Source organism: Streptomyces sp. NPDC057877 (assembly GCF_042796855.1).
Lineage (GTDB): Bacteria > Actinomycetota > Actinomycetes > Streptomycetales > Streptomycetaceae > Streptomyces.
The window spans coordinates 303,174-317,682 of the sequence record NZ_JBHVMS010000002.1 but is presented as its reverse complement, the minus strand read 5'-3'; the positions used below and the strand labels follow the sequence as shown (position 1 = coordinate 317,682).

Genomic DNA, 14,509 nt, shown 5'->3' with positions numbered 1-14,509 from the left:
ACTGTGGTGTGTGGCGCGGGTCGGCGGCCTAACGGCCGCCGGGCCTGTGTGCGTCGGCCCGCCCGCGTTCGTAGCGGCGGAGTCGCCGGTAGCCGGTGAGCTGTCCGTCCGGGTCGAGGTCGACCTGGTAGCTCGCCATCAGGCTCATGGTGTCCGGCACCCGGGCGAGTTCGAGGACCTCGACCTCCAAGGACCAGCCGTCCTCCGTCTGTTCGAAGGACGACACGGTCTCGGCGGCCATCCCCGTCAGCTCGCCGAGCTGCACGCGCGCGTGGCGCAGCACCTGCATCGGGTTCGGCCGGTCGTCCGCCGCGGAGTCCTCGGTCTGTGATCGCTGGGAATCGGATGTCTTCTGTCTGTCAGTCATGGCCACCTCCGATTCCGGGTGGCCCCGGCTCCCTTGGCCAAACCTCAGTCACGCAACGCGTCCAGTCGCCGCCGGGCCGGGCCCAGCGCGCGGGCCCGGCCCGGCACGTCGGCCCAGGGGTCGGTGCGTGCCTGGTCAACCGCGTCGGCGATGGTCCAGCGGCGGGGCCCGAGTTGGGGGTCGTCGAGCTGGTCCCAGGCGATGGGCACGGCGACGGGCGCGCCGGGCCGGGCACGCACGGTGAACGGTGCGACCGCGGTCTGCGCGTAGGCGTTGCGCTGCACGTCGAGGTAGAGGCGGTCGCCGCGGTCCTTCTTGCGGGCGGCGGTGGTGAACCGGTCGGGGTGGGCGGCGGCGAGGGTGTCGGCGACGTCCCGGGCGAAGTCGCGTACCTCGTCGAAGTCCTGGCGCCCGTCCAGCGGCACGACGACGTGCAGTCCGCGCGAACCGGTCGTCATCAGCGCGGCGGGCAGCCGCAGTGCGTCGAGCAGCTCGCCCAGCAGCCGGGCGGCCTCCCGCACCGGCGCGAAGTCGTCGGCCGAGGGATCGAGGTCGAAGACCAGCCGGTCGGGCGCGTACGGCCGTGTGGTGCGCGACAGCCAGCGGTGCAGGGTGAGGCAGGCCTGGTCGGCGAGGTAGACGAGGGTGGCGGTGTCGTCGCACACGGTGTGGCGGACGGTGCCGCCCTCCTTGGCGACCTCGGCCCGGGTGATCCAGTCCGGGTAGTGCGCGGGGGTGTTCTTCTGCATGAACCGGGGCCCGTCGACGCCGTCCGGGTGGCGCTCCAGCATCAGCGGGCGGCCCCTGAGGTGGGGCAGCAGGTACGGCGCCACGGAGCGGTAGTAGTCGACGAGGTCGCCCTTGGTGTACTCCGCCGCGCCGCCCTCGTCGGCGGGGAACAGCACCTTGTCGGCACGCTGGACCTCCACCGTGCGCCGCCCGGCCCGTACCGTCCGCACGGCGCCGCGGCTCACCGTACGACCGCCTGCTCCACCAGCAGCTCCACGGACGCGGCGATGGACTCGGCGTCGATGCCCGCCGCGTGCAGCTGCTCGGTGGGGCTCGCCGAGCCCGGCATCGTACGGACGGCGAGGCGCACCAGGCGCGGCATGGGGCGGCCGTCGAGGAAGGCGTCGACGACGGCGTCGCCGAGGCCGCCCTCCTCGTGGTGGTCCTCCACGGTCAGCAGACAGCCGGTGTCCTCGGCGGCCTGGCGCAGGGTGGCCCGGTCGACGGGCTTGACGGAGTACAGGTCGATGACGCGCACCTGGATGCCGCTCGCGTCGAGGGCGTCGGCGGCGGCCAGCGCCTCGGGCACGGTCACGCCCGCGGCGACGATGGTCACCCGGTCCTCGGCGGAGGAGCGCAACACCTTGCTGCCGCCGACGGGGAACTGCTCCTCGGGCCCGTAGATCACCGGGGACTTGCCGCGCGAGGTGCGCAGGTAGCGGACGCCTTCCAGGCCCGCCATGGCGCCGACCAGGTGGGCGGTCTGGTTGGCGTCGCACGGGTAGAGCACGGTCGAGCCGTGCACGGCCCGGAACATCGCCAGGTCCTCCAGGCCCATCTGCGAGGGCCCGTCCTGACCGATCGCCACGCCCGCGTGCGAGCCGACCAGGTTGATGCCCGCCCCGCTGACCGAGGCCATGCGGACGAAGTCGTGGGCGCGGGTCAGGAACGCCGCGAACGACGACGCGTACGGCACCCAGCCGCGCGCCGCGATGCCCACGGCCGCCGCGACCAGCTGCTGTTCGGCGATGTAGCACTCGAAGAACCGCTCGGGGTGTTCCTTGGCGAAGAACTCGGCCCGGGTGGAGTCGCTGACCTCGCCGTCCAGCGCGACGACGTCACCGCGTCCGCTGCCGAGCGCGGCGAGCGCGCGGCCGTAGGCGTCGCGGGTGGAGACCTCCTCGCCGCGCTGCCAGCGGGGCAGTTCGACGTGCCCGGTGCGCACGGCGTGCAGCATGCGGGTGGCGGGCGGTTCGTGGACCTCGACGCGGATGTCCCGGGGGCCGCCGAGTTCGGCGATCGCCCCGTCGGCGTCGGGCAGGGGCTTGCCGTGCAGTCCCTCGCGGTCCTCGACGGCCGCGACGCCCTTGCCCTTCAGGGTGCGGGCGAGGATCGCGGTGGGCTGGCCCTTGGTGGAGAGGGCCTCGCCGTAGGCACGGTCGATCGCGTCGACGTCGTGCCCGTCGATCTCGACGGTGTGCCAGCCGAAGGCCTGGAAGCGGCGGGCGTAGGCGTCGAGGTCGTGGCCGTGCCGGGTGGGGCCGCGCTGGCCTAGCCGGTTGACGTCGACGATCGCGGTGAGGTTGTCGAGGTGCTCGTGGGCGGCGTGCTCGGCGGCCTCCCACACCGAGCCCTCGGCGAGTTCGCTGTCGCCGCACAGCACCCACACCCGGTAGTCGCCGCGGTCCAGGCGCTCGCCCGCGAGGGCGACGCCGACGCCGACGGGCAGGCCCTGCCCGAGCGAGCCGGTGGCCGTCTCCACCCAGGGCAGCCGCCGGGGCGTCGGGTGGCCCTCCAGCCTGCTGCCCAGTGCGCGGAAGGTGAGCAGTTCGTCGTCGTCGATGGCACCGGCGGCCTTGTACGCGGCGTACAGCAGGGGTGAGGCGTGGCCCTTGGAGAGGATGAGGCGGTCGTTGCCGGGGTGGGCGGGGCGGTCGAAGTCGTAGCGGAAGTGGCGGGCGAGCAGGACGGCCATCAGGTCGGCCGCCGACATCGAGGACGTCGGGTGCCCGGAGCCCGCGGCGTCGGACGCCCGTACGCTGTCCACCCGCAACTGCTGTCCCAGCTCCACGAGTTCACCGCTGTTCATGCCTCTCCCTCCGAGGGGTGTTCGGGGTTCATGTCGGGGTCGGTGCGCTTGACGGGGCCGGGGGTGGGGTGCTCGGCGCCGCGTTCCTGGGGCTGGTTCCTGGCGGGTTGACCACCTGGCTGGTTCCTGGCGGGTTGACCACCTGGCTGGTTCCTCGCGGGCTCACCACCCGGCTGGTTCCTCGCGGGCTCCGGTGCTTGCCTCATCTCGCCCTCCGGGTTCTGCGGGCTCTCGCTCCCGGCCTTGGTCTCAGGTCCCCCCGGCACCCGCACCAGCTCCGGTGACGCCGTGTCCAGCGGTACCGACCAGGACCGTACGAGGCCCAACTGGACGGCCTGGCGGGGCAGTACGGCGTCCAGCAGCCAGTCGGCGGCGACCCGGACGCGGTTGCCGGGCATCGCGGCGAGGTGGTAGCCGCGGGTGACGGCCCCGGCGAGCGGCCCGGACAGCGGCACCCCGAACGGGTTGGCGGCGGCCTTCGTGCCGCCCAGGTCCACCACGAACCCCAGGTCGCCGTGGCGGTAGGCCCGGCGCTCGCCCACGCCCAGCGACGCGGCGACGTTGTGCGCGCACGTCTTGCCCTGCCGCCAGGCGTGCTGCGCGGTCATCGGCGTGTACTGGCCGGGGTTCTCCAGATCGGGTACGGCCGCCGCGTCGCCGCAGGCGAACACCTCGGGCCGCCCCGGCACCCCGAGATGCGGGTCGACGAGCAGCCGCCCGCGCTCCATCGGCAGCCCCAGGGCCTCCACCAGCGGATCGGGCCGTACGCCCACGCACCACACCAGCGTGTGCGTGTCGACGAACTCGCCGTCGGTCAGCAGCACCCCGTTGGGCGTGGCCTCCTTCACCGAGGTGCCCATCCGCACGTCGACGCCCCGCTCGCGCAGCACCCGGTCGGCGGTGCGGGAGAGCCGTTCGTCCATCTCCGGCATGACGCGCTCGGCGATGTCCAGCAGCATCCAGCGGGGCCGCATGCCCTCCCGCAGGGGGTGCTTGCGGACCTGCGAGTCGGTGAACAACTGCCCGTGCGCGGCGACCTCGGTGCCGGTGTACCCGGCGCCGACCACGACGAAGGTGCAGCGTGCGGCGCAGCTCTTGGGGTCCTCGGTGCCAGCCGCCAGCTCCACCTGCCGGGTGACGTGGTCGCGTAGGTACAGCGCTTCGGGCAGGCCGCGGAAGCCGTGCGCGTGCTCGGCGACGCCGGGGATCGGCAGCAGCTTGTTGACGCTGCCCGCGGCGAGCACCAGCCGGTCGTACTCCAGCGTCCCGGTGCCGCCCTCGGGGTCGGCGTAGCGCACGGTGCGCGCGTCCAGGTCGAGGCCGTCCGCCTCACCGAGCACCAGGCGCACCCGGGGCAGGGTGCCGGAGAGGGAGACGGTGACCCGGCGCGGCTCCAGGATCCCGGCGGCCACCTGGGGCAGCAGGGGCAGGTACAGAAAGTAGTCGGTCGGGTTGAGCAGGGTGATCTCGGCCTTGCCCCGGGACATCCGCGACAGCTCACGGGCCGTGCGGTACCCGGCGAAGCCGGCTCCGACGATCACGATGCGGGGTCGACTCACGGTTCCTCCGGCGATGACGCGTCTGGTCGGAGCCTTCCGCGTCCCCCTGGCCAGGGCCGCCAAACGTGCCCGGGGTTTCCGCACCGGCCGCCGGGTACTCGAACGCGTGACCTGTCCCGCCCCGTCGCGGAGGTACCCCCCATGCCCGAGTACGGCTACTTCCTGTCCGCCGAGTCGTTCGGCCCCGCGGATCTGGTCGAACAGGCGCGGATGGCCGAGCAGGCCGGTTTCCAGGCGCTGTGGATTTCGGACCACTACCACCCGTGGAACGACGCCCAGGGCCAGAGCCCGTTCGTGTGGTCGGTGATCGGTGCGATCTCCGAGGCGGTGTCGCTGCCGATCGAGACGGCGGTCACCTGCCCGACGGTCCGGACGCACCCGGCGGTGGTGGCGCAGGCCGCCGCGACCAGCGCGGTCATGACGCAGGGCCGCTTCCGGCTCGGGGTGGGCACCGGCGAGGCGCTGAACGAGCACATCCTCGGCGACGCCTGGCCGCCCGCGCACATCCGGATGGAGATGCTCGAAGAGGCCGTCACGGTCATGCGCAAGCTGTTCACCGGCGAGGAGGTCAGCCACCGCGGCACCCACTACACGGTGGAGAACGCCCGTCTGTACACGGTCCCCGACGAGCCCGTCCCCATCGACGTCTCCGGCTTCGGCCCGAAGGCGACGGCGCTCGCGGCGCGCATCGGCGACGGCTACATCACGATGATGCCCGAGGAGTCGATGGTGGAGCAGTTCCGCAAGGGCGGCGGGGGCGCCAAGCCGGTGAGCGGCGGTACCAAGGTCTGCTACGGCACCGACCGCGACGAGGCCGTACGGACCGTGCGGCGGCTGTGGGCCAACGAGCTGCTGCCCGGCGAGATGGGCCAGGTGCTGCCCTCACCGCGCCACTTCGAGCAGTTGGAGCCGCTGGTCACCGAGGAGATGGTGCGCGAGGGCCGGGTGTGCGGGGACGACGTGGACGAGCACGTCGGCGCCCTCAACGCCTTCGCCGAGGCGGGCTTCGACCGGGTCTACGTCAACCAGATCGGCCCCGAGCAGCGGGCGTTCTTCGACTTCTACCGCACCAAGGTGCTGCCGCAGTTGCAGGTCTGACGGGGGGCCGGACACAGCCATGCCGAAACTGCACCGCCCGGCCGTGTCGGTGTACACCGTGCCGACGGACGCGCCCGAGGCCGATGGCACGCTGGCCTGGGACACCACGACGGTGGTGATCGCCGAGGTGACGACGCGGGAGGCGACCGGCACCGGCTGGACCTACGGCCCCGCGGCGGTCGCCGACTTCCTGAGCGACCACCTCGCGCCGCTGGTGCAGGGCCGCAGCGCCCTGGACATCCCGGCGGTGCACGCGAGGATGAGCCGGGCCGTGCGCAACGCGGGCCGCCCGGGCATCGCGGCGTGCGCGATCTCCGCGCTGGACATCGCCCTGTGGGACCTCAAGGCGCGCCTGCTGGAACTGCCGCTGACGCGGCTGCTGGGCGCCGCGCGGGACGCCGTGCCGGTGTACGGCAGCGGCGGCTTCACGACGTACCACGACACGCATCTGGCGGCCCAGCTGGGCGGCTGGGTGCACGGTCAGCACATCCCGCGCGTGAAGATGAGGATCGGCGAGGCGTGGGGCCGGGCGGTCCCCCGCGATCTGGCCCGGATCCGCGCCGCGCGCCAGGTGATCGGCGACGACGCCGAGTTGTACGTGGACGCGGGCGGCGCCTACACCCGCAAGCAGGCGGTCCGGGTCGGCCGTACGCTCGCCGAGTACGGCGTGGGCTGGTTCGAGGAGCCGGTGTCCTCGGACGACCTGACGGGGCTGCGGCTGGTGCGGGACGCGCTGGTGTGCGATGTGACGGCCGGTGAGTACGGCTACGACCTGCCCTACTTCGGCCGGATGATCGCGGCGGGGGCGGTGGACTGCCTCCAGATCGACGCGACCCGCTGCGGCGGCGTCACCGAGTTCCTGCGCGCGGCGGCCGTCGCCCAGGCGCACGGCCTGGAGGTGTCCGCGCACGGCGCCCCGCACGCCCATGCCGCCGTGGCCGCCGCCGTGCCCAATCTGCGGCACGTCGAGTGGTTCCACGACCACGTCCGCGTCGAGTCGATGTTCTTCGACGGCGCCCTCGACCCGACCGGCGGCACGGTCCGCCCGGCGGCGGGCGTCGGGCACGGCCTGACCCTGCGCGCGGAGGAGATCGCGGAGTACCGCGTCGCCTGACCGCGCCAGGGGACGCGGTCACGCCCGGTGGTGCGGGTTCTCCGGGTCGGTCTCCTCCGGCCGCGGCGCGCCCGGCGCGGTGGGGGGCATCGGCGGGTACGGTACGCCGCCCAGGCCGCCGGGGCGTCCGAGGGGCGGGGTGCCGCCGTGCACCCGGTCCGTCCCGGCGGCGGCCTCCCCGGCCGGGCCCTCCGGTGTCGGCCGGGACGCGGCGGGCCGGGCGGCGCCGCGCAGCAGGTAGGCGATGGCGGCCAGGATGACCGCGGTGATCAGCGCCGCGGCCCAGTCGGGCAGTCCGGCGGCGAGGGCCAGCCCCACGGCGAGGGCGAGGGCCGCGCCCGCGTACAGGGCGACGGCGCCGGACGCGGCGTAGAGCGTCGCCCTGCGACGCTGCTGGCGCGCCTGTCGGCGCAGTTCGTCCCGCACGGTCTCGCGCGTCACCTGCGCCAGTTCGTCGACCAGGTGCTTGTCCAGGTGTTCCAGATGATCCAAGCGCTCCATGGCCGCCGGGTACCCTCGGTCGCCCCCGGGTAACGACGTGCAGCGCTCACCCGGCGGCGAAGGCGGCCACCACGATGTCGGTCAGCAGCGCGCCCGCCGTGCCGTCGGGGTCCAGGTCGGGGTCGTAGATGGTGACGTTGAGGCCGACGCAGTGCGGGGAGGCGAGCAACGGGCGCAGCAGGGCGATGAGTTCGTCGGGGAGCAGCCCGTCGGGGTCGGGGCTGTCGACGGCGGGCATCACGGCCGGGTCGAGGACGTCGGCGTCCAGGTGCACCCAGAACCCCTGGAGTTCGGTGACGGTGAACGCCTCCGCGGTGGCCCGCGCGAGGGCGTGCGCGCCCCACTCCCGGATGTCGCCGACGGTGACGACGGGGATCTTCAGCGCGGCCAGTTCGGCCCGCTCGTCCTCGAAGGCGTCGCGGATGCCGAAGAGGCGTACGTCCTCGTCGCGGAGGTAGGGGCGCAGGCCCTCCAGGTTGGTGAGGTCGTCCTGGCCGCGCCCGGTGCCCAGCGCCAGTTCCTCGCCGCCCGCCGCGCCGATCCGGTCGGAGTTGCCGGGGTGGCGGAAGTCGGCGGAGGCGTCGACGGCGGCCAGCCCGTACCGCCCGAGGCGGCGCAGCGCCAGCGACGCCCCGAGCTGGATGGAGCAGTCGCCGCCGAGGACGACCGGGAAGTCCCCGGCGCGCACGTGGTGCTCGACGCGGTCGGCGAGCTTGCGGGTGTAGGCGGCGAGGGCGGCGGCGTTGAAGACCCCGTCGCCCTCCTGCCAGTCGCCCCGGTCGTAGCGCGGCGGTACGACCACGCCGCCCTCCAGCGCGTTCAGCCGCTGCACGATGCGCTGTTCGCGCAGGGCCCCGGCGAGCTTGTGGCAGCCGGGCACGGTGCCGGGGGCGGGCGGGCGCAGGCCCAGGTTGGAGGGGGCGTCGATCACGACCAGCGTGCGCGTCCGGCTCATTCGTCCACCGTCTCCTTGACCATCTCGGCCGTGATGGCCCAGCGCTCGTGGTCCCGCCAGGCCCCGTCGATGTACAGCATGTCCGGTGAGTAGCCCTCCAACCGGAACCCGCAGGCGCGGGCCAGGGCGATCGACGCGGCGTTGCCGGGCTGCACGTTGATCTCCAGCCGGTGCAGCCGCATCGGCCCGAACGCGTACCGCACCACCAGGTCGAGCCCCTCGCGCATCAGGCCCCGCCCGGCGGCGTGCGCGAAGGCGCCGTAGCCGAGCGCACCGCTCTGGAAGGCGCCGCCGACGATGTTGTTGATGTTGATGAACCCGGCGATGGCGCCGCCGTCGCCCCGGTCGCAGACCAGGAACCCGGCCTTCGTGGGATCGTCGATCAGCCGCCCCGCGTAGGCGGCGTACGCCTCCCCGGTCCGCGGCGGGAACAGCCACGGCCGGTGCAGTTCCGTGCTCTCCCGGGCCCGCGCGACGAACTCGGCGCCGTCGGCCCGGGTGAAGTGGCGGATGCCCACCCGGGGGCCCTCGGCCAGCTGACGGGACGTGTGGTGCGGCATCCCGCCACTCTACGACGTCGCCTTCCGGCGGCGGCGCCGCGAGACGAAGTAGGCCCCGCACACCGCCCCGATCAGCCACATGGCCAGCAGCGCCGCCCACAGCGGCATGGACACCACGGGGACCAGCAGCCGGATGTCGGTGGTCTGGGTGTTCTCGAAGATGAAGATCAGGGCGAGGACGGCGAGCACCAGCACGGCGATCTGGGCCGGGGTCATCGCGGCGCGCACACCGTCGCGCGCGCCCTCCTCGGTGGTGCCGCTCCCGGACGTCTTCCGACTCATGACACCAGGGTGCGGCCCGGCCCGCGCGCCCGCACGGTGAGCGCGGCCCACCGGGTGACGCGCGCGCCGGGGCCGGGTCAGCGCAGTGCCGGTGCGTCCAGGGTCAGGGTGGCCCGGTCGGCGTCCAGTTCGGCCGTCACCCCGAAGGGCACCGTCAGGGCTCCCTCGCCGTGCCCGAACCCGAACTCCTCCACCATCGGCACCCCGAGCCCGCCGAGCCGGTCCAGGAGCAGCGCCCGCACCCGGTCGTAGGGCTCGCACTGCTCCCAGGAGCCGAGCAGTACCCCGCGCACCCCGTCCAGCCAGCCGGAGCGCAGCAACTGGGTGAGGTAGCGGTCGAGGCGGTACGTCTCCTCGCCGACGTCCTCCAGGCAGAGCAGGCCGCCGCTCGCGGAGGGGCGGGCGTGCGGGGCGCCGAGTTCCGCGGCGAGCAGGCACAGACAGCCGCCGAGGAGGACGCCGCGCGCCCGGCCGGATGTGAGAGCGCGCCCCTGGGAGGCGATGGTGCGTACGGTCTCCGGCGCGAAGAGGGTGGCCCGCAGATGGTCCTGCGCGCGGGCGTTCTTGACGAAGTCGACGCCCGCCGCCATCGGCCCGTGCAGGGTGACCAGGCCGAGCCGGGTGGCGAACGCCTCGTGCAGCGCGGTGATGTCGCTGAAGCCGACGAACACCTTGGGGCCCGCGGCGCGCATCGCGTCCCAGTCGAGCAGGTCGACCATGCGCTGGACGCCGTAGCCGCCGCGGGCGCACAGCACGGCGGCGACGGACGGGTCGCACCAGGCGTTCTGGAGGTCGGCGGCGCGGTCGGCGTCCGCGCCCGCGAGGTAGTCGAAGGTGCCGTGCCGGTCCAGTACATGGGGTGCCACCACCGGGTCGAGGTCCCAGCCGCGCAGCAGGTCGAGCCCGGCCTGCAGCCGCTCCTCGGGGACCGGCCCGCTGGGCGCGACGACGGCGACCTTGGCGCCGGGAGCCAGCCGGGCGGGTCTGGTCAGTTGCCTCACTTGGTCAGCTCCAGCCTCGGGATGCCCGCCGGGTGCAGCCCGAACACCTGGGCGTACAGCGAGAGTTCCGCCTCCAGCGCGCGCACCATGGTCTCGGCCCGCCGGAATCCGTGTCCCTCGCCCTCGAAGGCGATGTAGGCGTGCGGCACCCGGCTGCCCTCGACGCGGGCGAGGAACCGCTCGCACTGGGCGGGCGGGCAGATCGGGTCGTCCAGCCCCTGGAGCAGCAGGAACGGCACGGTGAGGCGCTCGGCGTGCTCGGCCGGGGAGCGTTCGGCGTACCGGGCGGGCACGTCGGCGAGCGGTCCGACCAGGCTCTCCAGGTACTGCGACTCGAAGTCGTGGGTCTCCCCCGTCGCCCAGCCCGCGAGGTCGAGGATGGGGTAGATGATCGTGCCGCAGGCGTAGACGTCGGTGGTGGTGAGGGAGGCCGCGGAGGTCCAGCCGCCCGCGCTGCCGCCGCGGATCGCCAGCCGTGCCCGGTCGGCGGTGCCCTCGTCGGCGAGGGCGAGCGCGACGGCCGCGCAGTCCTCGACGTCGACGACGCCCCACTGCTCGCGCAGCCGGTTGCGGTAGGCGCGCCCGTAGCCGGTGGAGCCGCCGTAGTTGACCTCGGCGACGCCGATGCCGCGGGAGGTGAAGTAGGCGATCTCCAGGTCCAGCACGAGCGGGGAGCGGCCGGTGGGGCCGCCGTGCGCCCAGACGACGTACGGCGGCAGGTCGGGGCCGGGCGCGACGCAGCCGGGGTTGTGCGGCGGGTAGATGTGCGCGTGGATGTCGCGGCCGTCGGGTCCGGTGAAGGTGCGGATCTGCGGCTCGGGGTAGAGGGCGGGGTCCACGGCGTCGTCGTGGGGGGCGCCGATCACGCGGGCGTGGCCGGTGCGGGTGTCGAGTTCGACGACCTCGTAGGCGCTGCGCGGGCTGGCGCCGACGGCGACGACGCGTTCGCCGTGCACCGCGAGGGTGGGGGCGAACTCGGTCCAGGGTCCGGCGGCGTCGACGACCTCGCCGGTCTCGGGGTCAAGTATGCCGAGGGCGGTGGCGCCGCGGCCGTGCACGACGGCGATGGTGCCGCTGTCCAGCGGTGCGAACCAGCTCAGGCCGATCTTCCACAGCGGGCCGCCGAACTCCGCCTCGCGGGGGCAGAGCGGCTGGCCGTCGCGGTAGAGGTTCCACCAGCCGGTGCGGTCGCTTGCATACAGAAGACCGCCGTCGGTCGACCAGTCGGCCTGGGCGATGGACTCCTCGGGGCCGCCCGCCACCACGCGCGGCTCGCGGAACGTTCCGTCCGCGTCCACCTCGGCGACCAGCAGTTCGGTGCCGTCCCACGGCATCCGCGGGTGGTCCCAGCCCAGCCAGGCGGCCCGCCGCCCGTCCGGGGAGAGCCGGGGGCCGGTGACGAACCGGTGCCGTTCGCCGGTGAGTTCGCGCACGGCGGCCCGGTCCCCGGCGGCCGAGCCGTCCAGCGGCACGACGGCGAGCACCCGCCGCACGTCGGTGGGCGCGTCGCCGGTGAACTCCTCCAGTACGCACCACACCTCGCCGCGCTCCACCCGCATCACCGGGTCCGCCCAGCGCAGCCCGCCGCCGACCGGCGACACGGGCGTGAGGGGCTGCGGCTCGGCGCCGGGCCGGTAGCGGTACAGCCGCTGGTCACCGAAGTGCACGAACACCACCAGGGGCGCGCCGTCGACGACGGCTCCGGCCCAGGGCTGTCCGCCGTACTCGATGACCCGGCTGCGGACGTTCCACGGGGCGGGCAGCACGGACTCCTCCGTGCCGTCGCGGTGCCGTCGCACCAGTGTGCGACGGCCGCCCTCGGTGGGGCGCGGCTCGGTCCACCAGACCTCGTCGCCGACGAAGCCGACGAACTCGGGGTGGCCGTCGTGCGCGGCGGCCACGGTCGCGTCGATCGGCGAGGGCCATGAACCGTATGGCAGGGTCTGCACCTTTTCCATCCCTCTCCTGGCCCCGCTCAGGCCGTCCGCAGGAAGCGGTCGAGGACGCGGACACCGAAGTGCAGCGCCTCGACGGGCACCCGTTCGTCGACCCCGTGGAAGAGGGCCTGGTAGTCGAACCCCTCCGGCAGCTTCAGCGGCGCGAAGCCGTAGCCGGTGATGCCGAGCCGCGAGAACTGCTTGGCGTCGGTACCGCCCGACATGCAGTACGGCACCACGTGCCCCTCCGGCGCGAACTCCTGGACGGCCGCGCGCAGCCCCGCGAACGTCGGCGAGTCCACCGGTGCCTGCAGGGCCACCTCGTGGTGCTCGAACTCCCAGTCGACGTCCGGCCCGGTCAGCAGGTCGAGCGTGGTGCGGAACTCCTCCTCGCCGCCCGCCAGATAGCGCCCGTCGACATGCGCGACCGCCTCGCCGGGGATGACGTTGACCTTGTAACCGGCGTCCAGCATGGTCGGGTTGGCGCTGTTGCGGACGGTCGCCTCGACCAGCTTGGCGGCCGGGCCCAGCTTCTCCAGCAGGGCCTCGACGTCGCTGAGGTCGGTGTCGATGCCGTAGACGGCGGCGAGTTCGGTGAGGGCGGCGCTGACGGTCGGGGTGAGCCGGAGCGGCCACTCGTGGTCGCCGATCCGGGCGATCGCGGCGGCCAGCCGGGTCACCGCGTTCTCCCGGTTCACCTTGGAGCCGTGCCCGGCGCGCCCGCGCGCGGTCAGCTTCAGCCAGGCGGTGCCGCGCTCCCCGGCGGCGATCGGGTAGATCTCCCGGCCGGAGCCGTCGTGGAAGGTGAACGCCCCGGACTCGCTGATGCCCTCGGTGCAGCCCTCGAACAGGTGCGGGTGGCGGTCGGCGAGGAACCCGGAGCCGTCCTCGGCGCTGGCCTCCTCGTCGGCGGTGAACGCGACGACGATGTCCCGCCGGGGGCGCACCCCCCGCCGGGCCCAGTCGCGCACCACGGCCAGGATCATCGCGTCCATGTTCTTCATGTCGACGGCGCCCCGGCCCCAGACCACCCCGTCGCGGACCTCCCCGGAGAAGGGGTGCACGCTCCAGTCGGCGGTCTCGGCGGGTACGACGTCCAGGTGGCCGTGGACCAGCAGCGCGTCCGCCGACGGGTCGGTGCCCTCGATCCGGGCGACGACGTTGGTGCGGCCCTCGGTGCGCTCCAGGAGCACGGGTTCCAGACCGGCGTCGGCGAGCCGGGCGGCGGCGTACTCGGCGGCGGGCCGCTCACGGCAGTCGCCGCCGCCGCGGTTGGTGGTGTCGATGCGGATGAGGTCGGACGTGAAGGTCACGACCTCGTCCATGGCCCGCTGATCGGCCCGCTCGTCGGTCTGCTGGTCTGCCCGCTGGTCAGCCATACTGCTCCTCCACGGCGGCCGAGACGACGGTGGTGACGGCCTTGAAGGTGCGGATCCCCTCGAACATGGTCCCGCTGGTGTAGGCCACCTTCCGCTCCCCGGTCCGCTCCACTCCCGGTACGACGGTCGCCGCCATGGCGAGATGCTCGGCGTCGAACTCGACGGCGACTGTATACGCTCCACCAGCTGCATACGATCCACCGGCGACCGGATCCCGCCGACCGGCCAGCGTCACCGCCTCCTTGGCCGCGGCCCGGATGTCGGCGGCGGTCCGGGCGGGCGTCCGGCACACGGCCGCGTACCGCGACACATGGTCCTTCACGGCGACCTTCAGCGCCTCCGGCGCGTACCCGAGCGCGTCCTCGCAGGCCACGTCGTCCCCGGTGACCAGGATGACCGGCACCCCGTACTCGGCGACCACATGCGCGTTCAGCAGACCCTCGCTGGCGCGTACGTCGTTCAGCCACACGCCGGTGATGGAGTTGGCGAGGTAGGTGTGCGCGAGGACGCCCTCGGCACCGGCGCCCGCGTGGTAGCCGACGAAGGCGATGCCGTCGACGTCGCCGTGCTGCACGCCCTCCACCATGGACAGCGACTTGTGCCGACCGGTGAGCATCTGCACCCGTTCGTCCAGTTGCTCCAGCAGCAGGTTGCGCATGGTCCAGTGGGCCTCGTTGACGAGCACCTCGTCGGCGCCCCCGTCGAAGAAGCCGAGGGCGGCGGCGTTGACGTCCGAGGTGAACATGGAGCGGCAGCGTTCCCACTGCGGGGTGCCCGGCAGCACGTCGGCGGGCCAGGTCACCCCCGTGGCGCCCTCCATGTCGGCGCTGATCAGGATCTTCATGCAGCGAAACGTTACGCGCCGCAGCCGCAACCGGCCAGGACACACGACAGCCGTTCCCGGCTCCCGTCCGCCCGGCGGTCCGCTCCGGCGCCGC

14 protein-coding genes are annotated in these 14,509 nt (G+C 73.8%); 2 read left to right on the top strand and 12 right to left on the bottom strand.

What is annotated here, in order from left to right; genetic code table 11:
- Positions 1-28: 28 nt before the first annotated feature.
- Genes ACFVQG_RS05315 through ACFVQG_RS05300 form a run of 4 tightly spaced genes read right to left on the bottom strand, consistent with a single transcriptional unit; the run spans position 29 to position 4,744 of the window.
- Positions 29-367, bottom strand: a complete 339-nt coding sequence (locus ACFVQG_RS05315; RefSeq protein WP_383377072.1) for a gas vesicle protein — start codon at positions 365-367, stop codon at positions 29-31.
- Positions 368-411: 44 nt separating this feature from the next.
- Positions 412-1,341 carry a non-homologous end-joining DNA ligase gene (ligD, locus tag ACFVQG_RS05310; RefSeq protein WP_383377070.1) on the bottom strand — a complete coding sequence of 310 codons (930 nt, stop codon included), beginning with the start codon at positions 1,339-1,341 and terminating at the stop codon, positions 412-414.
- Positions 1,338-3,185 (bottom strand): transketolase, encoded by a 1,848-nt coding sequence (locus ACFVQG_RS05305; protein ID WP_383377069.1) that lies wholly within the window; start codon positions 3,183-3,185, stop codon positions 1,338-1,340. The genes ligD and ACFVQG_RS05305 overlap by 4 nt, the downstream gene beginning before the upstream one ends.
- Complete coding sequence (locus tag ACFVQG_RS05300; RefSeq protein ID WP_383377067.1) at positions 3,182-4,744, bottom strand: FAD-dependent oxidoreductase; 1,563 nt, start codon at positions 4,742-4,744, stop codon at positions 3,182-3,184. The genes ACFVQG_RS05305 and ACFVQG_RS05300 overlap by 4 nt, the downstream gene beginning before the upstream one ends.
- Before the next feature lie 141 nt (positions 4,745-4,885).
- On the opposite strand from ACFVQG_RS05300, the gene ACFVQG_RS05295 reads away from it, so the two are divergent.
- Both ACFVQG_RS05295 and ACFVQG_RS05290 read left to right on the top strand, forming a co-directional pair.
- The gene (locus tag ACFVQG_RS05295; protein ID WP_383377065.1) at positions 4,886-5,842 is read left to right on the top strand and encodes an LLM class F420-dependent oxidoreductase; all 957 of its coding nucleotides are present in this window, start codon (positions 4,886-4,888) and stop codon (positions 5,840-5,842) included.
- A 19-nt stretch (positions 5,843-5,861) separates the two neighbouring features.
- Positions 5,862-6,956, top strand: a complete 1,095-nt coding sequence (locus ACFVQG_RS05290; protein WP_383377063.1) for an enolase C-terminal domain-like protein — start codon at positions 5,862-5,864, stop codon at positions 6,954-6,956.
- An 18-nt stretch (positions 6,957-6,974) separates the two neighbouring features.
- On the opposite strand, the gene ACFVQG_RS05285 is transcribed toward ACFVQG_RS05290, so the two are convergent.
- From ACFVQG_RS05285 to ACFVQG_RS05250, 8 genes are all read right to left on the bottom strand, one after another.
- The gene (locus tag ACFVQG_RS05285) at positions 6,975-7,457 is read right to left on the bottom strand and encodes a phage holin family protein (RefSeq protein ID WP_383377061.1); all 483 of its coding nucleotides are present in this window, start codon (positions 7,455-7,457) and stop codon (positions 6,975-6,977) included.
- Positions 7,458-7,503: 46 nt separating this feature from the next.
- Entirely contained in the window at positions 7,504-8,412 is a 909-nt protein-coding gene (locus tag ACFVQG_RS05280) for an arginase family protein (RefSeq protein ID WP_383377059.1), read from the bottom strand.
- Positions 8,409-8,972, bottom strand: coding sequence for a GNAT family N-acetyltransferase (locus tag ACFVQG_RS05275; protein ID WP_383377056.1), 564 nt, complete (start codon positions 8,970-8,972; stop codon positions 8,409-8,411). Before ACFVQG_RS05275 ends, ACFVQG_RS05280 begins: the two co-directional genes overlap by 4 nt.
- 9 nt (positions 8,973-8,981) lie before the next feature.
- On the bottom strand, positions 8,982-9,254 hold the full coding sequence (locus ACFVQG_RS05270; protein ID WP_383377053.1) for a LapA family protein: 273 nt from the start codon (positions 9,252-9,254) through the stop codon (positions 8,982-8,984).
- Between the two features lie 77 nt (positions 9,255-9,331).
- Complete coding sequence (locus ACFVQG_RS05265) at positions 9,332-10,255, bottom strand: LD-carboxypeptidase (protein WP_383377050.1); 924 nt, start codon at positions 10,253-10,255, stop codon at positions 9,332-9,334.
- Positions 10,252-12,213 carry an LpqB family beta-propeller domain-containing protein gene (locus tag ACFVQG_RS05260; protein WP_383377047.1) on the bottom strand — a complete coding sequence of 654 codons (1,962 nt, stop codon included), beginning with the start codon at positions 12,211-12,213 and terminating at the stop codon, positions 10,252-10,254. Before ACFVQG_RS05260 ends, ACFVQG_RS05265 begins: the two co-directional genes overlap by 4 nt.
- A gap of 17 nt (positions 12,214-12,230) precedes the next feature.
- Entirely contained in the window at positions 12,231-13,571 is a 1,341-nt protein-coding gene (locus ACFVQG_RS05255) for a M20/M25/M40 family metallo-hydrolase (protein WP_383377045.1), read from the bottom strand.
- Complete coding sequence (locus ACFVQG_RS05250) at positions 13,564-14,415, bottom strand: M55 family metallopeptidase (protein ID WP_383377043.1); 852 nt, start codon at positions 14,413-14,415, stop codon at positions 13,564-13,566. Before ACFVQG_RS05250 ends, ACFVQG_RS05255 begins: the two co-directional genes overlap by 8 nt.
- Between the last annotated feature and the right edge of the window lie 94 nt (positions 14,416-14,509).